Here is a 23,591-nt window from a genome sequence, read left to right as displayed (position 1 = left end):
TGCGGCCTTGATAGCTGTATGAAATTACAATGACCAATTAAGCGTCATTGCAAAATTTCTAGGAGCACCATAATAACCCTGCGCCCAATACAATGAGTTCAGATATTGCTGATCAAATACGTTATTGACATTAAACGTCAGATTAACTTTCTCGTTAATGTCGTAACTGGCCATCATGTTAACAATGGCATAGGCATCTTGCTTGGTCACCACTAAAGGTTGTGGGTTTTGAATGCGGCTAATATCATCTTGCCAGCGCATATTCAGACCAAAGCTTAGGCCTTCAATCGCCTCAACCTCATGCTTGACTGCCAGTTTAAATACTTGCTTAGGAGTATAATCTTTCACTAACTGCGCTTGGATATTACCCGCATTAACCGTATCAGACACATCAATGTTGGTGTGGGTGAAGCCTAAGTTTGCGCTAAAGCCATAGCCTAAATCACCACTTAGCTCAATCTCGTATCCCTTAGATTGAATGCCTGGTGCTGCTTTGTGCACTGTTTGATCCGGCGTTGAATTAGCCGCATCTCCTACCGCAATATTGACTTGCTCAGCATTGAATAACGCCACGTTTAACATCAAGCTCGAATCAAACAGCTCAGCTTTAACACCCAGCTCTTGTGTGTCGCCTTCAATTGGCGCCAGTTGAGCGCCCGAGATGTCTTTTTCAGACTGCGGCGCAAACGTATCGCTGTAAGATGAATACACATTGATATCGTCATTAACGGTGTAAACTAACCCAAAATGAGCGCTTGTGTTGCTTTGCTCACGGCCTTTGTCATTACCATACGACAACCCCTTGGTTTGCCAATTGGTGTATCTTAAGCCACCGAGAAGTTTTAACTCATCCGTAATAGAAAAACGGGCAGACACATACTGCGAGCTTTGCTCACTGTGAACATCAGAACCCGGTGCATTGGGGTTTACATCCACCAGTGTTGGCACTGGCGCGGCACCATCCCACTCATTTAAATTCGGCATCGCTGGAAAACCATTGCCCGTTTGGTAGTCATACAATGAGCGGTCAAAATAATACATATCTGCTTCGCTGGCACCCAATGCCACTAAATGCGTTTGACCAAATAGCTCAAAACTGCCGCGCGCATAGACATCAAGCAAGTTCACGCGGTCACGTAATTGGTAGTCACTGGCGTAACCAGTTAAGCCTAAACCTGTTTCAGCATCTGGCGTGCCGTACACATAAAACAAGTTTGAATCTTGCTCGTTTTGCGTGTGCGCATAACGCGCCAAAATACTCCAATTGTCACCAATCAATTGCTCAAGCTCAACAAACGCTTGTTTTGAAGTATTGTTCCAATACGCCCAATCAGCAGCCGTAGACGTCGATACGTCATAATTTGTTGGCTGGCCTTTATTATCAAATAATGCCAACGCCCCCCAAAGAGGGCTATCTGAATCATTACTTTGATACGTTAAGCTCGACGTTAAAGTGGTGGTATCCGTGAGTGCCAATTCCACAATGCCATAAAAAACGTCACGGTCGACTGCATAGCGGTCAAGGTACGACTCACGTTTTTGTTTCACCGCCACGATGCGGCTAGACACAACATCGTTAAAACTGCCTGATACATCCGCTTCAATCCGTTTGTTTGACCAAGAGCCCGCCGTTACAGACACATCAGCACGTAAATCAGTGGTTGGACGTTTGCGAATAAAGTTCACCGTTGCCGAAGGATTCCCAGCTCCGGTCATCATGCCATTAGCCCCCATCGCCACTTCGATCCGTTGATAAATCGCCGTATCAAGGGTGCCTTGCAATACTCCACGCTCTTGTGGCAAACCTAAGCCATCAACCTGAAAATTCAGAATATCAAACCCGCGTGCCTTGTAGTAAGTACGGTCTGTTTCTATTTTTTCGACAGACACACCCGGAGTGGTTTCAAGCACTTGATTAACATCATCTAACGAAAAGTCGTCCATTAATGCGCGAGTAACGACTCGGACAGATTGCGGCGTTTCTTTAATCGAAATACCCAGCTTAGAAGCTGTTTCTGCTTCCACAGCCAAATAGTTACTGTGCTTGTCACCTAACACTTGGATTTTTTCAATGTCTTTTTTGCCATCATCAGCAAAAACATGACCAGAAATTATTGCAGAAGTAGCAGCAAAAAGAGCGCTTAACTTGAAAGTACGACGTGTCATCTGAGGGCCTAAATAAATTATTATGAAATCACGACGGAATATAATAGAAATGAGAATGATTTGCAAAACCAATTGCATTAATTGGGATAATTAGTTTCACAAATACTCAATTAAAAAAGCAGAGAACCCGCACGACCCAATAGCCATACATTTAGAGAATTTAGCCGGATATTTAACACAAAGCAGGCGGAATATTAGACGTCGATTTTAATGCGATTGTTATGAATTCTCTTCATGCCAATGTTCATTTACTAATGCCCAACGCTCATGATCTCTCCAGCCTTGCCCGCCAATATTTAGATAGTTTCTTGAGAATCCCTCTTTAACAAAGCCTGCACCCAAAACTAATTTTATAGACACCTCGTTTTCAGGTTGAATATTTGCCTCTAGGCGGTGAAGGTTAAGTTGGCCAAATGCTTCTTTAATAAATAGTGCCAACCCAATACGCATGAAGCCTTTTCCATGGTATGGAGAAAAGACTTCATACCCTAAATAGGCAGATTGAAAATACCCTCTTACAACACCCGAAACATTGAAAGTGCCAACAATATCACCCGTTTCCTCAAGACAAAGAAAATACCTACCATAATCCGAAAGGTATGAATGGTAGTCTTTCGGCGGGTACGACCAGGGACGATGTAGAGAACCACTTCTTTCATAAAGTGATTTGATTTCAGCCTCATCCTCTACAACAGGCTTTCTTAAGTACAACAATGGTAGATTTCCGATTATTCAACGCTTTGCTAAAGGGCAATGGACTGTTGGCTAAACTTGCATAAAGCGCCAAGCCAACTGTTAATTCTCTCTGTGGATTTATGAAAAGACTTGAGCAACTTGTATTCATCAAGACTGCACTACAGTATTGTCCATATGTATCAGGTTTTTTGACCCACGCCCAAAGTTTTCCCATGAAGTTCTAATCACTTTTCGGACATGTAGGTATCAATAACTACTTTCAGTTGGTGTGGGTCATCTGTGCCAAGTCTGATATGAGTGCCATCTTTGAGCTCTAAATTAACAGCTTGAAAACCTGAAATATTATACAAAGTCCCCTCACTCATCATGCGGATCCCCCAGCCACAGTACCATGGGTTCTCGACGATTTGGGTAGATTTAATTTCTGATATAGCTAGTTGCTTATTAATTAAACCGATACCAAAGGCCCATCTTATAATGTCGTTTTCAACCTTGATTGTTAGCTTATAAAATAATGAAAGTATCAACGCCATGATCAAAAATACAACCCCGACAACCTCAAAACCCTCTTTATTTAGGTATAAGCCCGCCAACACAAGAACAGCAACACCCCCGATTATAATAGCTAAAGGGACTCCAAACTGAGAGTGATTGTAACGCTCCATAAAATTCCTTTTTGTTAAAAAATAATTGTAAAAACAGAATAAAGAAAAAGTACGTTAAAATACTTAATAACCATAAATATCTCATTGATTTTAATTAATATAAGTAAAAATACAACACTATAAATCTCTCCCTATAAACCTAAGCCACCTGATTTGAGTCTGATATTAACTGGAGCACAATGATGAGGTTAACCAATGAATGTTTCGCTTTAGTTTCATGCGTCACCCTACCTCCTAGCCACATTGACAGACGAAATAGACTAATTTGTTTGATTTGGATTTGACCACTAGCGCGGCCAAGAAAATGAGTAATGCCTAATTAACGAGAGATCGACTGATATGTGTTAGCTGCTTTCACGCAAGCCTTTAATCAATATTATGACTCCAGGATAGATCCTGCCTTCACAATGGTAGTTAAGTTTTCGATCTTTTGGGATAAAAGAAAATGCCCAAGCGTCGATTTCAATTTCGCTCACTAAATGTTCAACTAAACTTTTAAGTTCTTCCTCAGACGGAACAACATGAAAATAGGGTGTGCAGTACACCACACCTGTTTTAGCATGTTTACGTAAAAATAACTTTGAATCATTGCGATAATTATCTACATCATTGAGAGCAAGCTTCATTTGGTAGTTGTGATCAGATTTATTTATTTTAGAACCGAGAAACTCATACCACTTAGCCTCAACTAGCTCTAAGTGACTTTCGTCGAAGATGCAAAGGTCTAATCTGCGTTTTGTGAGACCATCTTTAGGCTTACCAATTACTTCTTGCATAGTAGCATAGCCTGACTTTGCAGCTGAAACAGACAACAAGTGCGTGTTACCTTGTTCTAGATGTAAATAAGCAGCATCTGAGCCCTCAGAGTATAAAGACGCAATCCCTAGCTCTTCAAGCCAGCTCTCAAGTATAGGTTGCCAATGTTCAAACGAATTATTAACCACTCGTGCTTTTTGCATAATTACCACTCAGTTTCGAATTAAACCAAATTTTTGACGATGATTTGACAGCTAATATTTAATAACGAGCGATTGGGTCGTTTTTTTGCGGCAGCAATGCTCGTTTTTTTTGCGCGTCGTATTAGTATCAAATTTTTGTACCTCTTGCTAGCAAAGTCTCTTGTAAAAATTCGCAATAATCGTTATCAAATACAGTCATGTGACGAATAACTTCTGCTTAGAAAACATTGATTTTACAGTGCAAAATCCCTTTGCGACACTATGTCGCTAAAACTTCCCAGCACAAATAACATCGTTGTTAAAAATCCTCTTGTGAGCAGGCTAGAGCAAGAAACAATTGCGGATCTGTAATGAATGCTTTGAAATAGCGTGAGGAGTCACGGTGAGAATTAAAAAAGCCGCAGCGAAAAACCAGCGGCATTTTTTATTGTTTGAGAGTAGCAGCTCACATTCAAGTCATAGGAATGTGAGCTTTAAATGGCTAGTCGACGTCTTTTTTATTCACTCTTAACCAGTAAGTGGCGTAAATAAACACACCCGAAACAACAAAGGTGCTGATGCTGATTTGGTTAACTAATAATTTAAAGGCTTCAAATGGCAGTAATAAATCGTTGTTATTGGTTTCGATCATCGGCTTTAACGATAAATAGTCTTTTAACGCGAGTGCTAGCCAAGGCTGTGAAAGCTGGAAATAATGCACAACCATCCCTTCAACAAGCAATAACGCGACTATCGGTAACACCGCCCATAAAAACGGGGCTTTTTTTGCGTAAATCGAAGTTAATAAGAGCCAACTGTACAAAGGCAACAACCACAGCGCAATGACAATCAGACTCAACCAGATGGCGCTAATCGTCGACAATACGTTTAATTGTGCTAAAAACGCCCAAAGTGAAATATCATAAAACACATTCAGTACAAGTGCGCAAATCAAGCTCAGTACTGCGCCTAACATAAATAACATTGTGGCCGCAGAGGCGAAAATAGCGGGGATCACTACAGCACCGGTGAACAACTTGCTACCAATCGTGATCCGATCAGACACAGGTAATGAGCGCCAAAATATCACTGAGCGATCACGTCGTTCGTCAAACAAACAATTAATGAAGTAATAGCACTGCACAATAAAACCGATCAGGATAAAAGGTGCAAACAGCGACACAATAGACGTAAAGAAAAAGCCCTGTAGCTCCGGCGTTTGGGCAAATTCGTTAAGTTGTGACATCCCTTTTAAGAATTTTTCGCCATCTAGGCCATTTAGCGCCATTGCCAATAACGGAATCGCAAGCAATAAACCGATTATCGCAACTGGTACCCATGTCAGTACCCCTTTGAATTCCCAGAATTCTTTTTTAATTGAAGCTTTAATGATTGAATGTTGCATTAGCATGCCTCCTTACTCATCACACCGACAAAAATATCCGCCAAACTGGGTACCCCAATGTCACCGAGTGTTGGCAAATGTGCACGTTGATCGTCATCTAATTGTGTCTGGTCGATTAGTACACTTGTCAGCCCTAACAGGCTATTTTTATATAATGGTTTCAACGGTGTGATCTGCTCTAGTTGCTCGTTGCTCACAGCAAGCAAACAAAAACGCTCGCGGATCTCATCTGTGTTTTGTGCCAGCACAATTTGGCCATCTTGAATAAACGCCACGTCTGTTAAAATGTGATCGATTTCTTCTATCTGATGGGTGGTAATAATGATGCACTTCTCATCAGTGTAAAACTCTTCCAATAAATGGGTGTAAAATTGGCGCCGAGTTAAAATATCGAGTCCTAACGTTGGCTCGTCGAGCACTAACACTTTGGCATCAATGGCTAATATGAGCGCTAAATGCAGCTGGGTAATCATGCCCTTTGACAAAGCTTTAACTTTATCGCTGGTTTTGATGTTAGTTTTAGCCAAAAATGCCTGCGCTTTTTCTAAATTAAAGTTTTTATGAATATCATTCATGTAACTGAGCGCTTGCGATACTTTTAACCAACGAGGCAAAATGGCCACATCGGCAATATAGGCGACATCTTCGAGCATTGCGACCCGATCTTTTTGCGGGTGATGACCCAGTACATCAATCTCGCCACTAAAGTCCGTCAATCCTAACAGCGCTTGTAAACACGTGGTTTTACCTGCGCCATTTGGCCCCACTAAGCCAATGATCTGCCCTGCTTGGCAGGTTAAATTGATGTCTGATAGCACCTGTTTACTGCCATATGATTTATTCAAATCACGAATCGTTATCAATGGATTCATAGTGATGTTTCCTTGCTCTGTTGTAACAACTGTTCTACTGACAGCTTTAATCGTGTGATTTGCTTAACAACTTCAGGCCATTGCTGAGTCAAAAAGCTTTCTCGCTCACGCGTTAACATGTGATCTTGTGCGCCTGCCATCACAAATAATCCTTTTCCACGTTGCTTTTCTACGATGCCTTCGTCTTGCAGCATTTGATAAGCCTTCGAGATAGTGATCGGATTAACTTGATACTGAGCAGCAACAGTTCGAACCGAAGGCAGTGCCTCACCTTCTTTGATATGCCCATCTAAAATACGCGCCACGACTTGTTGGTAGAGCTGTAAATAGATAGGTTTTTCTGTATCCCACTGGAGTGTCATAACCTCTTTTCCTTGTTGAATGCTAAAAGCAATACATGTGTTATACATCACCAGCACACCATAACACAAGGTAAAAATGGTTAAAAATTGATTCAATCATGACTTAGCACAGCTACAAAGTGCTCATTTAAGAGTGACTTTTAAACAATTTGAAATAAACAACGATATAAATAACACTTAAAATTCAATTATTTAATTAAATTTAAAACAAGGGTGGCTTGATTTATTCTTCACCTTGGGTTTTATCTGTACACATGATTCTATTTTTTGTTGTGGGTTCTCAGTGAGCAGCAAAGTAGAACACCATTAAAGCATCACGAGCTCATACTCAACGCCTTATTATGACGCATAAAAAGCAGTTAATCCGTCGACTCAAATCATCTCTTAAAGAATAAGCCACAACTTGTCATAGCTGACTGTTTTCACCTTTTTTGAAAGCAATTTGAAGAAAGTGTTAACGATCGTGTCTGAGTAAAAAAGCGTCTAATGACCGCAAAATTCCCCTTTAAATCTCAACCCGATCATACAAATACAGCTTTGCAACTAAGTAGTTACAACTAGTTAACCTTGTGTGTCTGAAAGTGGTGAAAATACATACTTTGTTACGCAAAACTGCTTGTTTGCAGCCCATCCTATTTATCTGCGCGTTAAACTATTTCCCAACAATTTGCGACTCACTTAATTCTATAGTCAGTGTGTTGATATGACTTCACCCAACAAGGAAACCAAATGAACATAACAACAACAGCACTTAAAAATCCCGCCGGTGTCGCCATTATTGTGACCCTCTGTTTGGTGTTAGGTTGGGTCAGCTTTAACAAACTGCCTATCCAGCTTTTTCCAGACATTGAACGGCCGCAAATTACCATTTTCACCAATTGGCGTCAGGCCTCTCCCAGTGAAATGGAATCTGAAATTCTTGAACCACAAGAAGATGTGCTGCAAGGCCTACCCGGATTAACCAATCTGGTCACCTTTGCAAACTCTGGCAGCTCATTCATTAACCTTGAATTCTCACTTGAAGCCGACATGGATAAAACCCTGATTGAAGTGATCAGCCGCATGAATCGCTTGCCGCCTCTGCCCCGCGATGTCAATCCGCCGGTGATCAGCTTAGGTGGGTTTAATGGCGGCGCCCCAGCTCTGACTTATTTCTTTTTACAGGCACTACCAGGCAATGACAAACCCATTTCAGAGTACGCGAGCTTTTTCGATGACAACATTCGCCCTCGTATCGAAAGTATTCCTGGTGTAGCGCGGGTGCAACTGCAAACAGGCAACACCAATGAACAATTACAAATCGAGTTTGATGCTTATCGCGCCGCAGAGTTGGGAATTAATGTCACAGGCGTGAGCCGCTTAATCGGAGCCGCAAACGATGCATCTGGCGGCTACGCCGATATTGGCCGCCGTCGTTATACCCTGCGTTTTGCTGGGCGGTTTGATCCTGTTCAATTAGGCGAGTTAGTCCTCGAATGGCGCGATGGTAAGCCCATCAAACTCAATGATATTGCCACTATCTCGATTGCACGAGACCAATCTAATGGCAGTGCGGTTCAAAATGGCAACCCAGCGATGTCCATCCGAATTGACCGCGAAAGTGGCGCCAATGTGCTCGCCACATTAGAGCGTGTAAAAGCCGAAGTCGCCGACATTCGCCGCCAAGTTCTCGCCCCCGAACAGCTCACCATGGAGCAATCCTTCGACGCATCAGTGTTTATCTATCGCGCGATTAATTTAGTTACCAGTAACTTAGTGCTGGGTATTTTGCTGGCTGTGGGTGTGTTGTGGTGGTTTTTACGCCAGCGCCGCGCCACCCTGATTGTTGCCATGGCCATTCCGATTTCCATTATGACCACCTTTATTGTCTTGAGTCTCACCGGGCGTTCGCTCAATGTGATTTCACTGGCTGGATTGGCCTTTGCCACGGGCATGGTGCTCGATGCCGCCATTGTCGTGCTCGAAAATATAGTGCGCCTCAAAACCAAAGGGCTGCCAACGGATAAAGCCGCCAAGCAAGGCACGCAACTCGTCGCTGGCGCTTTGATGGCCTCAACAGCAACCACCATTGCGATTTTTATACCGGTGATTTTCTTAAAAGATGTCGCAGGGCAGTTTTTTGCAGACTTGGCTCTGACCATAGCCATTGCAGTTTTCATATCGATGTTAGTCGCTTTAGCCGTGTTACCTGTTGCCGCCAAAAAATGGCTCAATGATACTGAACAAACTGATCGACTTGCGGGCTTTTGGCACCGTATTGCTACCCATATCATGACGTTAACCAATACCAGCAAAAAACGCTTAATAACGATTATTTCACTGATGGCTGCCCCTGTCGCTGTGACTGTTTGGTTATTGCCGCCCCTTGATTATTTGCCGCCAGTTAAACGCGATGCCGTCGATGCATTTGTCAACTTACCTACAGGCTCCAATCAACAATTTGTTGAGCAAGAATACATCAAGCCAATTGTTGAGCGCCTTCAGCCTTATATGGATGGCAGCAAAGAGCCGGCGTTAAAAAACTACTATATTTTGAGTTTTCCGGGCAATGCTAACCTTGGCGTACGTGCCAAAGATCAATCACAAGTCAAAGAGCTTGAACGGGTGATGCGCGAAGAAGTGCTTATCGATTTGCCTGATACCCGTGTATTTTCTCAGCAAGGTAACTTATTTGGTGGGCTCGGCTCTGGGCGCAGTGTGGCCATTCACCTACAAAGTAAAGATACCCGCGCCATGGCTGATGTAGCTGAAAAAACCCGTGATATCTTAGAAAAACGTTTTGCTGGCAGTAACATCAATGTTAACCCAGGAACACAAGATGCCGAGCCAGAACTGCGCTTAATCCCCAATGATCGCCGCATGATGGAAGTCGGTTTTACCCGAAGTGATCTGGCACAAATTACCCGCGCTATGGGCACGGGCTTATTTGTTGGTGAATACTTTGATGGCAATAAACGCCTTGATATGATTTTTAAAGCGCAAGGCTGGCAAAATCCAGAAGAACTCGCCGCCATCCCAATCAGTACGCCAAGTGGTGATGTGGTTCAGCTAGGTGAATTAGTCGATGTGACCCGCACGGTCGGGCCATCACGTATTCAACGTATCGACCGTCGTCGTACTATCACTGTCTTTGTTAATCCACCAGAAAATATGTCTTTGCAACAAGCCATGACCATCATCGAAACGGAAATTGAGCCACAAATAAAAGCCATGATGCCCGCCGATGGTTCGATTAATTATGGCGGCAGCGCCGATAGCCTCAAACAATCTATCTCAACTATGGGGCAAAATTTTGTGCTCGCTTTGGGGTTATTATTTGTGTTGATGGCCGGTTTGTTTAAATCACTCAAAGACAGTTTAATGGTGACGTTATCGATTCCACTGGCCACTGTTGGCGGCGTACTCGCCTTACAGTTTATGAATCTTATTCATTTTCAACCTCTTGATTTACTCACCATGATTGGCTTCATCATTTTGTTAGGTTTAGTGGTCAACAATGCAATTTTGTTAGTCGACCAAACCCGCCAAGGTGAGCGCGAAGGGCTTTGTCGTGACCAAGCGGTTGAGCAAGCACTATTGCTGCGGTTGCGCCCCATTTTTATGAGCACCTTAACCAGCATATTTGGCATGCTTCCGCTGCTGATTATGCCCGGTGAAGGCAGTGTTATTTATCGAGGACTCGCGGCGGTGATCGTCGGGGGCATGCTGTTCTCTACCCTATTTACCTTAGTGCTCTTGCCAGCACTGTTAAAACAATTTAGCCCTCAGGCGGTCGCGCGAACCCAAAGTGAAACGCAACCACCCCAACGTGCATCACATGTTTAGGAGCGAACAATGAAACTATTATTAAACTCTATTTTATTAGGCTTATGTATCACCAGTGTCAGCACGATTGCGGCCGACGCGCCCCCTCCAGCAACGTTAGTGGTGGTCAGTGACGTTGAGCAAGAACAGATTGCAGAACAAACTTGGATCCCAGGCACTGTGGTCAGCCGCTTTGATTCACGCCTAACGACAGAGGTCTCTGGAGTCATTAAATGGGTCGCGCAAGTAGGTGACAAAGTCAGCAAAGGCGACGTCATTTTAAAACTAGACGATGCGTTTTTACAGCTTGAACAACAACAAGCCGATGCCACTGTCAGTCAATTAAAAACACGGGTCGCGCTATTGAAACGCCAGCAACAACGCCTTGAAAAACTAGGTAAAAATGCAGCGCAAGATTCACTTGATGCTAAAGAAGCCGATTTAGCCATGGCCGAACAAGACTTGCTCCAAGCACAAATCAGCCTACAGCGCATTGAACTACAACTGGCTAAAACCAGTTTACGCGCGCCCTTCAATGGCACCGTTGTCGAGCGCTTTAAACAAGTAGGCGAGTTTAGCCAATCAAGCACTGTGGCTCTGCGGTTAGTCAGCTTGCAAGATTTAGAAGTCAAAGCCAATGCGCCTCTTGAGCATAATCAATTTAATCACATTGGTGATGAAGTGGTCATTTGGCAAAAAAGCAATCAAATCCATTCGACCATTCGTGCCTTAATCCCGGTTGGGGATGAACGCAGTCGCACCATGGAAGTTCGCGTTGATTTAGCAGATCATACCTTGCCAATTGGCAGTGCTGTCAGAGTGTCTATTGCCAGCAGTGAAAGCCATCAAGCACTCACTGTACATCGCGATGCGCTCATTTTGCGCCAAGATAAAGTGTACGTGAATGTGATTGACAATGAGCTCAACAATAAGCAAGTCACGGTCATTCCTGGTAGCGGATTTTATGATTACATCGAGGTCAGCGGAGATCTACAAGTCGGCCAACAAGTGGTAATACGCGGAGCCGAAAACCTGCGCGATGGCGAAAAAGTACGTTTAAAGACCCCTCTAGCCCCACAAAAAACGCTCACAGTCGCCCGCTAACCATAATGATTAAGTCGTGCGGATAATTAAGCCGCGCGATTAATCAAAAACCTTAACATCCGGTGGTTAAAACTGTGACTTCTGGGCGACCACTATTTTTCCAATGATATTGAAAATAACACTGTGTGGCTTTCACTTGTGCATCAGTAGGCTGGGCGAGATTAAGCACACCTTTAGGTGCCGCGACCACCGCATAACTGCCGCTTTCGACAAAAATACGATATGACCAATCCAGCGCGTTCAGTCCTGCCGCTTCAAATATTTCTGGAGGTGATGAATAATCAGCTGTAAAACCGCCTGATGTTCCAGATGCAGCATAAGGCTGATGATGACTACCTTTTACACCTTCAAACTCAACGACTGTCGCAAAACCTTGCCCTGAGGTTAAACTTTTTGCCTTAAAAAGGGAGGCCGCGGTATTGATCGCCCCTTCAGCCCCTTTAATGGCTGAAATATGCGCATCAGCTTGTATATTAAGAAATTTCGGTGCGGCCGTTATCGCGAGCACACCAAGAATAACAATCACAATAATAAGCTCTATTAAGGTAAAGCCTGAACAGTGGCGCTGAGATGAATGTAGAGTAATCATAAAAGGAACATTTCTTAATGCAAACTTTAAACAATAATTGCCGCTATCCTTGATACACAATAGTGATTTTCAATAATCAACTCTTTTAACGTTAACACACTCACAAAGGTAAGCACTATCCCCCTGCAACATTTTCGTAGGATAAGCATCACCATTCTAAACTAGAGTAACAGTCACTTAATTAGGCTAAGAGGAGCAATTTTCCAAAGCGCTGGATAAGAAATCAACCAACATATTAAAGAAAAAGCAAACATCTAACCTGCTTTGTTTTGCTAAAGGTGCTCAAGGTTACAAGGCCGATTCACACCTCAATAACCAGCCTACCTATCTCACATTACTCCGACATTACCTCTACATGTTTAGGTTGAAAATAAATGCTTGAAATAGAGTATTAACCAAAACTGAGATTAAATTGATCATGTTTTCCGATAAAAATATCGAAGAAAACATCTTTTGTATTGTACCTATCTCAACTCTCCTGTATTTTGTCCCCCTAATATATATTGCTGCAACTCTTTGTATTCATAGCGATTAAAATAATAAAAAATGGGAGCTAGGATGTACCTAAACGGATTAAAAAAATCGGCATTGTCAGTCGTTGTCGCGGCGGCTTTATTTAACAGCCCACTTGTTAACGCAACAAAACCCACCTTCAGTATGCCCAATGATTATCAGGTCACTGTCATTAATGACTTAATTAAAGAGCAAACACCATCGGCGTATATGATTCTTTTAAAGGTGGACACATCAAACGATGTCATGACACAAAGTGCAGCAAGTACGCAACAAAAAGATCAACAGCTCGCGATAATTAGGCATTCTCAATCATTGTTGAGTGACGAGTTATTCAAACAAGATGCAAAGACCACTATTTTTGGCCAAACCTCGTTATTGGCACCAAGCTTAATCGTGCACACTAAACCACAAGCTTTAATAAAACTTGAAAGCAACCCTCTGGTTGATCGTATTTTACCTTTATATGATAACGAGTTACATATTGATGCTTCGGCACATTACATCAATGCGGCTGCTGTAGTAAACAATCACATTGCAACCGGAAAAACACAACGTGTCGCAGTTCTGGACACAGGCATTGATTACACACACACAGCTTTTGGTGGCGAGGGCACTCAAGCAGCATATGATGAAGCACAATCGGATCCTTCAAGTGTTGCATGGCCGCAAGGTCAAGTCATTGGTGGCGCAGATTTTATCAGACATGATGAAGACCCGATTGAAAATGATCCTACCACCCCTAACACTGACCCCAACAGCGACAGAACATCTCATGGTACAGCGGTCGCTCATGCCATTAATGGTGTAGCACCTGATGTATCACTTCTCGCATATTCCGTGTGCGCAAGAGGGTGTTCTGGTTATGCTCAAGCGTTGGCCTTAGAAGCTGCGATGGATCCCAATGGGGATGGAAGTATTGCTGATCGCGTTGATGTTATTAATCTTTCTTTCGGTGATGAATTTGGTCAACCACAAAGCATCAGTGGTGTACAGTATCTTCTCCAAAGAGCGGTAAAGTTAGGCGTTAACGTGGTTGCTTCTGCTGGTAATAGTGGTCATTACCCATTTATAGTTTCTGGACCAAGTTCAACTCCCAACGTACTTTCTGTTGGTGCGATGACCCATCCTACAGCCATGGTTTCAAGCCCAAGTGCGATTATTGGCGGTGAAGAAACGACAATTGGGTTAGCGTCTTTTGGATTACAAGGGGCATTTGAGCTCAATAACGACGATATCGAACTTGTTTATCCTAATTTGAATAAGCAAGCGTGTGTAGACTACGATCAATCAATTGATTTTACTGGTAAAGCCGTACTGATTGATAGAGGGACTTGTAGCTTTTCTGATAAAGTGCTTCGCGCGCAACAACGTGGGGCTAAACTGGTTATTATTGCCAACAATAGAGATGGTGCACCACCAGCTATGTCCGCAGGAAATCATGCTGATGTCATCACAATAAGAACAATATCGGTATCACTTAATGATAGTCTCTACCTAAAGCAACAGTTAGCTAATAATAAACGTCCCTCCTTTAGCTTCGCTGCTATCATGAAAAAAACAGATGGCGCAGTAGGCTCATTTTCATCTCGAGGTCCATCAATGGAGGGACTTTTAAAACCAGAGATCACAGCACCGGGCACCGATATCTTATTAGCTGAAATGGGGAGCCTTAATCAACTATCGCCACAAACAGGTACTTCTTTTGCTGCGCCTTTAGTTTCAGGGGCTGTTGCACTCGTTAGAGAAGCGCTGCCACAAAGAAATGCGCTTGAAATTAAAGCAACCTTAATGAACTCGGCCAACCTTATGGTCACAAATGAGCCTTTAGCCACTCATCCAGACACAGAGCTTGCTCCTATCAGTTTAATTGGCGCAGGTTTAGTTGATGTAGAAAAAGCGATTAATTTGCCTGTTGCCGCTTGGGTGCATGATAAACAATACAACACAAACCAAGCTGCGTTATCGTATGGTCTACAAGTGTTCGATGAGGTATCGACCTTTAATAAAACAGTAACAATCAAAAACTTCTCGACAGAAGAGATAATTTATAATTTGAGTATCTCCTCTCGATACGATAACGACCAAGCGACCAACGCATTAACTTGGGATTTACCTGAGAGCATCACAGTGCCCCCAGGGCGAACTATCAACTTTGATGTCGGTTTAAGAGTTGATCCAACAAAACTCCCAAATTGGTTATTAGAAAACCCTTTCACGTTAGAGCAAGCTAATGCACAGTCAAATGCACTAACCTTGGCAGAGTTTGATGGTGCCCTTATTTTTAATGATCTGTCTACAGAACAAGACAATGACCTGCATTTGGTTTACCACATTTTACCTAAAGCAAAACCTTCGTTAACTCTTAATAGCACCAGTATTGAAGACGTTAAACATTGGGCAGTAACCAATACGAGCTCAACATCACACATTCTTGTTCCAGAGCAGCTTGTAGCTCAAGGTGAGAAAGCATCCGAAGATGACAAACCATTTAATATACTCGCTACGACGTTTAATACGATTGAAGCCAGTAACTGTAATTCTGGCTTGCTCATTACGGCCTCTATAAAACTAAGAGATCAAATCAATCACCTTCGTCAAATTGGCGTCATGTTAAATGTTGATATTGATAACGACAATCACTATGACTATGCATTGTCAAATTATAATGATGTGGGTCAATACGCTCAAGTTAAAGGCCGAGTCAGAACGGTTTCTGGCGCTATGAAAGATGGCACCCCAAATTGGGCATATCTATCACCGATGTATCATTCGTATGGCTCTGATACAATTACACTTTCTGCGTGTAGTGATTTAATTGGCTTATCAGCCACAGAGCTAGGAAGTGAATTAACAATCGAAGCCTCGGTGGGGTATCCTAGTTACCAACTTGGTATTTATGAAACAACCGACAGCGTATTAGGAACTGCAAAATTTGCAACCATGACGGGTGTCTCGTTGACTGAACCTCAAAATAAACAACCCATCTCTGTTTTAGAGCCAGGGCAACTAGCCATCATTAATGCAACGCAGAGCTTTGCTTTGAGCGCTTCACATGATGTTTTGCAAGTGATTCCACTCGATACACTTGCTACATTCCCTGAGAGCCTCGCTCCTGAACTTGAAAATGCATTTTTTAGCGTCGTAAGCAATGCACCGAACGACACCGTGATTGGAAAGTTGAGCGTAACCCAATCAAACCTAGATTTAGCTATCACTGAGTATTTGATCACCGGACAAACTTTAATGGGTATAGAGGTGAACCAATATGGCGAAGTGGTGTTAACCAATAATGTGTTTCTTAACTCACAAATTAACTTGAAGACCATTTATCTCGACGTCATCGCTATTGATGAAAAAGGGAATGAATCAGCCCCAGCAACAGTAACAATTGATGTCATCAAAGCCAAAAGTGATGATGACAATGTTGAAATGAAGTACTTATCTGACTCGATTAATCACTAACAATTGATAATTTAACTTCGTCAACATCGCGCTTTAAGCGCGATGTTGACGTTCAACTCTGCTATACATCAACCTATCACTTGTATCGATGTGTATCGTGTTTTGATCCTTTGTTACAAACTATCGCTCGCATGCTTTTTAGTCCGCTATTATATTGAGTCACCTCTCCTCAATGGGCATAACAATGACACGCATATTCACACAATCACGCTTACTGCTTACAGCACTTGTTTCACTTTATATTGTGGCGTTTTTACTTTGGCAACATAGCACTACTGGGGTACCAGCCCATCACCTATTACACGATCCAGAACTACCTGCAATATCAAATTGGTGGGGGTTGCTTATTTTACCGCTGGCCACATGGTGTTTAACCACACTCATCAATAAAAAATATGGTCTGTGTTACCCCAAAAAAGTGTGGCTGCAATTAGGGGCTGCGGGCCTGTACGCCCTGATCATGACACTACTATTTTACGCCGGTTACATGACGTTAGTCAGTTTACTGGCCGTGCCGTTTATTTTGTTTGTTGCGTTGTTTTTTCCAGTCTATCAAGCGCCTTTTTTATTGGCGTACGTGGTGGTCTCAAGCGCTGGATTTGGGGCCTTTATTCCAACTTTAGGTGGCTTTATATTTGCGGCTATGGCTTATGTCACGTACCATTTTATTCGCCCGATCCCACTGTGGCTATTTACTCAACTCACAACAAAAAATACTTAACGTAACCATACATTCAAAATCAGCACAAAAAAATAGCCCACTGTGAATGGGCTATTTTGTGGGCTTCAACCGCAAGCTTCCATGCTAATGCAAGTTTTTTGGGATGAACATTAAAGATTGGCTAACCGTCATATTAACCAATCAAATAAAACGATACGTGCGCTCACCTCCTGCTACGTATGATCAATCAATACAAAATTAAGGGTTTAACTGTTTTAACTGATACTTTTGTAATAGAACATATTGCAAACTTTTTAAGGCGCGTTGAATGGCATGCACAATATTTTTACCTTTCGCCTTGACCACAATATTGGGCAGACCTGGTAACAACATATTAATTTTGCATTCTTTTAAAGGACCATGCTGACTGGTTGGGATGTCATCAACATGGATATCCACTTTGCGAATATGCAAAGCGTATTTGGCTAATGTATTGTTGAGTAACTTAGCAAGTGAGGCCTTCATACCCGAATGGATCAGCCTGTCTTTGATTATCAGTTTCAGCTTCATACTATTACCACCTATTAGTCGCACCTGTCTTGCAGGCTTAGTGCTAATCTACTAACGTAATAGGCAAGATAAAAGCTGATTATTTCTGACCAAAGGGCAGGTATTTTCGAATGGTTACCAATATCAACTACAATCATCTGTATTATTTTTGGCAAGTGAGCCGTTGTGGCGGCATTGCTGCAGCCAGCAAAGTACTGCACTTAACACCACAAACCATCAGTGCCCAAATCAGTCAGTTAGAGCAACGCTTAGGTAAACCTTTATTTATTCGACAAGGTCGCGGCATGCACTTAACCGAATTTGGCCAAATCACCCAACAGTATGCCAACGATATGTTTGCGATTGCCGAAGAATGGCTCGAAACCACCCAAGGTGATCTCAGTCACCTATCCAAAACCCTCAAAGTAGGCATTTCTGACGTCTTACCAAAATCACTGGTTTCTAAGTGGTTAGCACCGTTAATCGACAACGAACGCATCAGTAACTTGCATTGCATTGATGGCCAACAAGATGAACTATTAGCTCAAATGGCGACCCATAAACTCGATTTGGTACTTGCAGACAAACCCCTTGATAACTCGTTGCCCTTTAAAGCGTTTTGTCATGAAATTGGTAAAAGTCAGCTCGCTTTTTTTGGCAACAAGGAGTGGCATCAACAACTGAGCCCCAATTTTCCCTCATCCTTACACAATCAGCCTGTGGTTCTTCCAGCAAAAGGCAGCCCGGTTAGCCGCGCTATTTATTATTGGTTACAAGAATTAGATATCGAGATCTCGGTAGCAGGTCACGTTGATGACAGCGCCTTAATGAAAGCACTCGGCGAACAAGGGTTTGGTATTTTTCCAGCGCCCATACTGGTTAAAGCTGAAATCGAGCGTCATTATGATGTGCACTTCATTGGCACCATCGATAACGCGTTTCAACATTACTATGCCTTCACCCCCGACAGGTTAATTAAAGACAGCATTTACTCAGAGTTTGTTAAGCATGCACAAATGAATCAATGAAAAACCAACATTTATAATACTTGGTTATAATCTATTGAAATTAAACTAAAAAACACTCATAAATTGATTTTTTTCGCTCAATCAAGATGGTAATTATTTCACATTCCACCCTGAACTGCATGATGTGGACTTCAGATATACTGCCCAGTAAAGCGAAGCGGAACGATGTTTGACCACCTTGTATGTATTTTCTGCTACCTGTTACATCATGAATAAGTACGTACAACCTAAAATAACTATTGGAAATAAGGCTGGCGCACAACTGATCGCAACGATAGATTTTACTAATTCTAGGTTTTCATTGTTTTTTAATGTTCGGATTGTAATAAAGCTTATTAAACCAGAAACAATCATTCCCCACCCACCTATTGAGTTAAGGTGATACCAAGCATGTTCATCCGATAAAGCTTGAGCTGTTCTTACGCCATATGCGGAGTTAGGTTCAATTAGCTCTAATACTAAAGGCAGTCCTAAAACAATGAAAATAGCACTGATAACATAACCCAAAACTGTCATTGCAGTTTTTACTGTAGCTAATTCTTTTTCTTTATTTGATTCCATAGTTTCCTAATTTTCCTTCTTGGTGTGGAGCTGTACTCTAAAAATACCAACGCCCGCATAAGCGGCAAATTGACAATGGGTTACACTTATTGAGCGCAGCGACAATAACCCATTGTTAATTGTCCGAGCGAGTTCACGAGCCTTAATGCGCTTGTATGGATAATAAACCCATCTAATTATTCTTTTAAACCAAGTTCGGGTAATGTGAGACCCAGGCTTTAGCTGCAACTAAAGCTCTCTTTTGTGGTAGTTCGATTAAGCGATGGATCCTCTGTTGAGAGACCGATAACAAGAATGAACGCCACAAAAGACTCCAAGCATCACACTCGAATAGTCTACTGGGTCTCGAACCCGCATTATGCAAGCAAGAGTTAGCTTATTATGAAAACAAATACTAATCAAAACATTAATGTCGGTGTCGATACCGGCAAATTTCAACTCGATATTTATATTCGCCCTCTTGATATCTATTTCACCGTTAAGAACGATGAAAAAGGGATTGCTGAGGCAATTAAAAAAATCAAAATTCACTCTCCAAAACGTATCATTATTGAAGCCACTGGCCGCCTTGAAATGCCCTTTATTATTGCATGTGCAAAGGCCAATTTACCCTTTGTCATTGCCAACCCAATACACATAAAACGCTTTGCTGGCGCCATTGGTCAACGCGCTAAAACCGACAAGCTAGATGCACAGTTGATTGCACATTATGGCGAAGCAATTAAACCCACACTCTCCACCCTAAAGCCTGACATCATGCAGATTATGAGTGATTTGGTTGCCAGAAGAAATCAGCTGTTAGTCATGCAAACGATGGAAAAAAACCGCCTGCAAATTTTACCAAAAGAGCTGATTTCAACCATCAAACCTATTTTAACAGCCTTTAAAAATCAGATTGAAAAAATTGAAAATAAAATTCTAAAACTCATTGAATCATGCCCTGAATATTCAGCCAAAAACACGATTCTGCAAAGCATGAAAGGCATTGGTAAAATTGCCGCTGCTTCCATCATCAGCAACTTACCTGAGCTTGGCTATATGTCGAATAAAGAAGCCGGTGCATTGGTTGGCGTTGCACCTATGAATCGTGAAAGTGGCCGCTATAAAGGGCTTCGGAAAATTCAAGGTGGGCGACATCAAGTGCGCACCGTTTTATACATGGCGATGATGTCAGCCATCCAATCAAACCCTGTTTTTAAATCAACTTATCAGCGATTAGTTGCTGCTGGGAAACCAAAAAAAGTAGCGCTTATTGCGTGTGTCAGGAAGATGATTGTGATCTTAAATTCGATGCTCAGAGACGGGGTGATGTGGGAAGCGCCAAAAGTTTAAAATTAGCTATTGACGCCATAGTCTCTTGTTAGGTTTTCAATACAGTGAATTTTTATAACTAGATGTATATCCATGTTCTGTATTTAAATCATTGGGCCAATTTTTAACAAGAATACTATTTAAGCTATCGGATATTGAAGCCCATTTTTCGGTATTTTTATACACCTGAACTCTTATCATTAAGGGCATTGGAATATGTTCAGGTGAATCACCAACTGTCCAAATCCTTTTGTCTGCATTTATCCATAAACCATCTTTTGAACATAAGGAAACATTAAACATATTTAACGAATCGTTTTGTCTTATATCCTCAAAGAAACGCAGCCTATTTTCATTCGCAAAGTTTTTTAAGGTGTTTCTTAACTCTTCCCATTTAGATGTTTCTAGATCAAGAACAGCTGAATAGTTTGGAGTTTTCCCAATCATATTTCTAGAGAAATCACCTCCATAGCATTCTTCAATATAACCTTCAGGTGTTTTACGCCCTTCACCACAACTACATAGCAAAATTAGAAGTGAAATTAGTATGCTGACTCTCATGAAAACCTAACGCTAAGCTAAACGGCGCACAGCTTGGTGATTGTTTTTGCATAAAATGGCGAAGCCTATGCAAAAACAAGCGCCGAGATGGGCGTCCAGTGGAGGCCGAAGGCCGGAACGATGTTTGAGCGTATTGTTATGTGTTTTTCTGCTCATTGAACAATACTTTGTTTGAAAATGGATCAATGACCGTAAAACAACGACCACCCCAAGGTGCCTGCTCAATTGAGGGCTTGCTGTATTTATAAGGCCGTGAAGTTATTTCTTGGAACAATGCATCAAGATCGCTGACATTTACAAAGACTTTGCTGCCCGGCGTACAATCACCAGAATGCTCACTAAGATGAAGAACGAGATTTCCTTTTGAAGCCTGAATATAAATTGGGTAGTCCTGCTCAAATCGGTGCTCCCAATCTAAGGTCATACCCAAAAAACCCAAATAAAATTCTTTGGCCCTCTCTTCATCAAATATTCTAATTATTGGTATAGTTTGAAAATCCATTCTCGATACTCTCTTTACACATAACGCCTTACTAATGGGCGCAAAAATGCTTGGCTAAAATTACCGACGAAGGAGCGCAAGCCAAGCGTTTGGCGTCCTTTTGAGTAACTTGTTATATGTTTAGTTACTCTAATTTATGTTTAAGCTCTCTCGACCTTCATATGGTTTTACTATAGTGAATAGTCGATCACCTAGTATTTTAGATATTGCCTCTGCATCTTTGACTATCTCAGGATCATTTTTACCCTCTAATCCCGAGTATTTAAATCCAATTGAAAACTTCGTAACCGAAGTATTATCAGTAGTGTTAATTTTGGTTCTAATGTTATATGCAATTCGGTCGTCTTTTAAGCCCTTTGCATATTTCGGATACTTTTCTTTCAAGCTATTTAAAAATACCTCGTCAAACATATTTGTAGATATATATTTAACTTCATCTTGGGTAAGGTTGTATGCCGTTATAATAGATTGAGTTGACTTCGTACAGTCTTCACACTCCGAACTCCAAAAATACATCACAACGCCTAAAACAAATATAACTATAAGAAATTTCTTAAATGGAGGAGCCACAAATCTTCCTTAAACATATAACGCTTCAATAATACGTGCAGCAAGTTTGGCAGTTTCTTTGCGTTGTTTGCAAAAGAAAATGAAAAACTTGCGGAGTCGTATTTCATTGACTTGTTCTGTGGCAGCCAGACTTTAGTCGTTTTGGCTGCGTAGATTGGAAAACTCGAAGGAAAATGGCACTTGAGCGAGACTTCATATCCTAAAGCTTAGCACTAATGTCTGTTTGTAAACCCCGCTGGTTTCAACAGCATTAGTGCTAAGCTTTAGGGATTGAAATAAAGTATAGTCCCGTCAAGTTTCTTTGTTAGATTTTATAGCACTTAAAACAAGCCATTTTATACTGATTAAATATACAGTAAAAAATCCTGTGTACGCTATAATATCTAGGGTTTCCAATTCCATCAGAACGCTAAGCTAAACGGCGCACAGCTTGGTGATTGTTTTTGCATAAAATGGCGAAGCCTATGCAAAAACAAGCGCCGAGATGGGCGTCCAGTAAAGCTTTCTACCTCTAAGGCTAAAATTGCTTTGGGGTGAAAACGACCCAATCGCTCGTTTTCTTGACTATACGAGAAACTCACCAACACTGTATATACACGCATACATAGAAAAATACTTAAAAAAATATAAATACACTGTTAATTTTCAATAGCTTATATTATAAATAATACAAAGTCGGTACCAAAATTAGTGAGGAATTGAGTAACTTCTGTTTAGAAATCATTGATTGTACGAATCACAAACAGACTCTGTCGCTATATAAAGAAAGAACACCGATGCCAATAAATTTTCCCTTAAATCAAACCTGAAAAAATCCATTTGATGAATAATGCGCGTGTATAAACACATTATTAAACAAGAGCTCAATTGCTCGTTGAACTTTGTGAGGAGTAAACGTCAGTCAAAACTTCCGATCGTGATGACACCCGAAGAGGTCAAACTGCTTATGTCGCATTTGGGCAAACGCTATTATTTAATTGCAGGATTAATGTATGGTAGTGGTTTACGAGTGATGAAAGCTGTCCAGCTTAGGGTTCAAGATATTGATTTTGACTATAAGTGTGTCCGTGTTTGGAACGGCAAAGGTAACAAACACAGAATAGTCACCTTGGCAGCTGAGCTATTTCCATTACTTAGAAATCAAATCCATCAGGTAGACGAATACTTAAAACTCGACCTACAAAACCCAACGTTTGCGCATAAATACATGACACCCATAAATATCTTATTGATTTTAAATAGTTTGCATTAAAAAACAATACAAAATCG

The 23,591-nt window shown here is 41.6% G+C and carries 21 protein-coding genes; 7 read left to right on the top strand and 14 right to left on the bottom strand.

The genetic code is table 11. The annotated features are described in order from the left end of the window. Nucleotides 1-24: 24 nt before the first annotated feature. From PULV_RS18955 to PULV_RS18925, 7 genes are all read right to left on the bottom strand, one after another. The gene (locus PULV_RS18955) at nucleotides 25-2,166 is read right to left on the bottom strand and encodes a TonB-dependent siderophore receptor (protein WP_193332766.1); all 2,142 of its coding nucleotides are present in this window, start codon (nucleotides 2,164-2,166) and stop codon (nucleotides 25-27) included. 219 nt (nucleotides 2,167-2,385) lie between these two features. Then, nucleotides 2,386-2,880 (bottom strand): GNAT family N-acetyltransferase, encoded by a 495-nt coding sequence (locus PULV_RS18950; protein WP_086745296.1) that lies wholly within the window; start codon nucleotides 2,878-2,880, stop codon nucleotides 2,386-2,388. 206 nt (nucleotides 2,881-3,086) lie between these two features. Next, the gene (locus PULV_RS18945) at nucleotides 3,087-3,527 is read right to left on the bottom strand and encodes a hypothetical protein (protein ID WP_193332765.1); all 441 of its coding nucleotides are present in this window, start codon (nucleotides 3,525-3,527) and stop codon (nucleotides 3,087-3,089) included. Between the two features lie 344 nt (nucleotides 3,528-3,871). Then, entirely contained in the window at nucleotides 3,872-4,486 is a 615-nt protein-coding gene (locus PULV_RS18940) for a hypothetical protein (RefSeq protein ID WP_193332764.1), read from the bottom strand. A 481-nt stretch (nucleotides 4,487-4,967) separates the two neighbouring features. Beyond that, nucleotides 4,968-5,870: an ABC transporter permease gene (locus PULV_RS18935; RefSeq protein WP_086743229.1), complete on the bottom strand. Its 903-nt coding sequence runs from the start codon at nucleotides 5,868-5,870 to the stop codon at nucleotides 4,968-4,970. Next, a complete protein-coding gene (locus PULV_RS18930) occupies nucleotides 5,870-6,742 on the bottom strand; it encodes an ABC transporter ATP-binding protein (RefSeq protein ID WP_193332763.1) in 873 nt (290 codons plus the stop codon). The genes PULV_RS18935 and PULV_RS18930 overlap by 1 nt, the downstream gene beginning before the upstream one ends. Next, a complete protein-coding gene (locus PULV_RS18925) occupies nucleotides 6,739-7,104 on the bottom strand; it encodes a GntR family transcriptional regulator (RefSeq protein ID WP_193332762.1) in 366 nt (121 codons plus the stop codon). Before PULV_RS18925 ends, PULV_RS18930 begins: the two co-directional genes overlap by 4 nt. Nucleotides 7,105-7,833: 729 nt before the next feature. Between PULV_RS18925 and PULV_RS18920 the strand changes: the two genes are divergently transcribed. Then, a complete protein-coding gene (locus PULV_RS18920) occupies nucleotides 7,834-10,929 on the top strand; it encodes an efflux RND transporter permease subunit (RefSeq protein ID WP_193332761.1) in 3,096 nt (1,031 codons plus the stop codon). A gap of 9 nt (nucleotides 10,930-10,938) precedes the next feature. Then, nucleotides 10,939-12,012, top strand: coding sequence for an efflux RND transporter periplasmic adaptor subunit (locus tag PULV_RS18915; RefSeq protein WP_193332760.1), 1,074 nt, complete (start codon nucleotides 10,939-10,941; stop codon nucleotides 12,010-12,012). A 52-nt stretch (nucleotides 12,013-12,064) separates the two neighbouring features. Here PULV_RS18915 and PULV_RS18910 read toward each other — a convergent pair whose 3' ends face one another. Continuing rightward, entirely contained in the window at nucleotides 12,065-12,601 is a 537-nt protein-coding gene (locus PULV_RS18910; RefSeq protein WP_193332759.1) for a prepilin-type N-terminal cleavage/methylation domain-containing protein, read from the bottom strand. Between the two features lie 558 nt (nucleotides 12,602-13,159). On the opposite strand from PULV_RS18910, the gene PULV_RS18905 reads away from it, so the two are divergent. After that, nucleotides 13,160-16,579 carry a S8 family serine peptidase gene (locus tag PULV_RS18905; RefSeq protein WP_193332758.1) on the top strand — a complete coding sequence of 1,140 codons (3,420 nt, stop codon included), beginning with the start codon at nucleotides 13,160-13,162 and terminating at the stop codon, nucleotides 16,577-16,579. 184 nt (nucleotides 16,580-16,763) lie between these two features. Beyond that, complete coding sequence (locus PULV_RS18900) at nucleotides 16,764-17,300, top strand: hypothetical protein (protein ID WP_193332757.1); 537 nt, start codon at nucleotides 16,764-16,766, stop codon at nucleotides 17,298-17,300. Nucleotides 17,301-17,498: 198 nt separating this feature from the next. Here PULV_RS18900 and PULV_RS18895 read toward each other — a convergent pair whose 3' ends face one another. Beyond that, on the bottom strand, nucleotides 17,499-17,810 hold the full coding sequence (locus PULV_RS18895) for a hypothetical protein (RefSeq protein WP_193332756.1): 312 nt from the start codon (nucleotides 17,808-17,810) through the stop codon (nucleotides 17,499-17,501). Nucleotides 17,811-17,920: 110 nt separating this feature from the next. Between PULV_RS18895 and nhaR the strand changes: the two genes are divergently transcribed. Further along, nucleotides 17,921-18,817, top strand: coding sequence for a transcriptional activator NhaR (nhaR, locus tag PULV_RS18890; RefSeq protein WP_193332755.1), 897 nt, complete (start codon nucleotides 17,921-17,923; stop codon nucleotides 18,815-18,817). Between the two features lie 201 nt (nucleotides 18,818-19,018). Here the strand turns inward: nhaR and PULV_RS18885 are convergent, their stop codons facing one another. Next, entirely contained in the window at nucleotides 19,019-19,378 is a 360-nt protein-coding gene (locus tag PULV_RS18885) for an SdpI family protein (protein ID WP_193332754.1), read from the bottom strand. Between the two features lie 381 nt (nucleotides 19,379-19,759). Between PULV_RS18885 and PULV_RS18880 the strand changes: the two genes are divergently transcribed. Further along, nucleotides 19,760-20,710 (top strand): IS110-like element ISPtu2 family transposase, encoded by a 951-nt coding sequence (locus PULV_RS18880; RefSeq protein WP_193331278.1) that lies wholly within the window; start codon nucleotides 19,760-19,762, stop codon nucleotides 20,708-20,710. A 36-nt stretch (nucleotides 20,711-20,746) separates the two neighbouring features. Here PULV_RS18880 and PULV_RS18875 read toward each other — a convergent pair whose 3' ends face one another. The 4 genes from PULV_RS18875 to PULV_RS18860 all read right to left on the bottom strand — a co-directional run bounded on the left by PULV_RS18875 (nucleotide 20,747) and on the right by PULV_RS18860 (nucleotide 22,924). Then, nucleotides 20,747-21,250, bottom strand: a complete 504-nt coding sequence (locus tag PULV_RS18875; protein WP_193332753.1) for a hypothetical protein — start codon at nucleotides 21,248-21,250, stop codon at nucleotides 20,747-20,749. 136 nt (nucleotides 21,251-21,386) lie between these two features. After that, nucleotides 21,387-21,752, bottom strand: coding sequence for a glyoxalase superfamily protein (locus tag PULV_RS18870; RefSeq protein ID WP_086745576.1), 366 nt, complete (start codon nucleotides 21,750-21,752; stop codon nucleotides 21,387-21,389). Between the two features lie 129 nt (nucleotides 21,753-21,881). Beyond that, on the bottom strand, nucleotides 21,882-22,322 hold the full coding sequence (locus tag PULV_RS18865; protein ID WP_193332752.1) for a hypothetical protein: 441 nt from the start codon (nucleotides 22,320-22,322) through the stop codon (nucleotides 21,882-21,884). Between the two features lie 401 nt (nucleotides 22,323-22,723). Then, the gene (locus tag PULV_RS18860; RefSeq protein WP_193332751.1) at nucleotides 22,724-22,924 is read right to left on the bottom strand and encodes a hypothetical protein; all 201 of its coding nucleotides are present in this window, start codon (nucleotides 22,922-22,924) and stop codon (nucleotides 22,724-22,726) included. A 227-nt stretch (nucleotides 22,925-23,151) separates the two neighbouring features. On the opposite strand from PULV_RS18860, the gene PULV_RS18855 reads away from it, so the two are divergent. Continuing rightward, nucleotides 23,152-23,574, top strand: coding sequence for a tyrosine-type recombinase/integrase (locus PULV_RS18855; protein ID WP_193332750.1), 423 nt, complete (start codon nucleotides 23,152-23,154; stop codon nucleotides 23,572-23,574). Nucleotides 23,575-23,591 lie beyond the last annotated feature (17 nt).

The organism is Pseudoalteromonas ulvae UL12 (genome assembly GCF_014925405.1).
Classification (GTDB): domain Bacteria; phylum Pseudomonadota; class Gammaproteobacteria; order Enterobacterales; family Alteromonadaceae; genus Pseudoalteromonas; species Pseudoalteromonas ulvae.
Note: the sequence above shows the minus strand (reverse complement) of the source record. Positions and strands in the feature narration are given on the sequence as shown.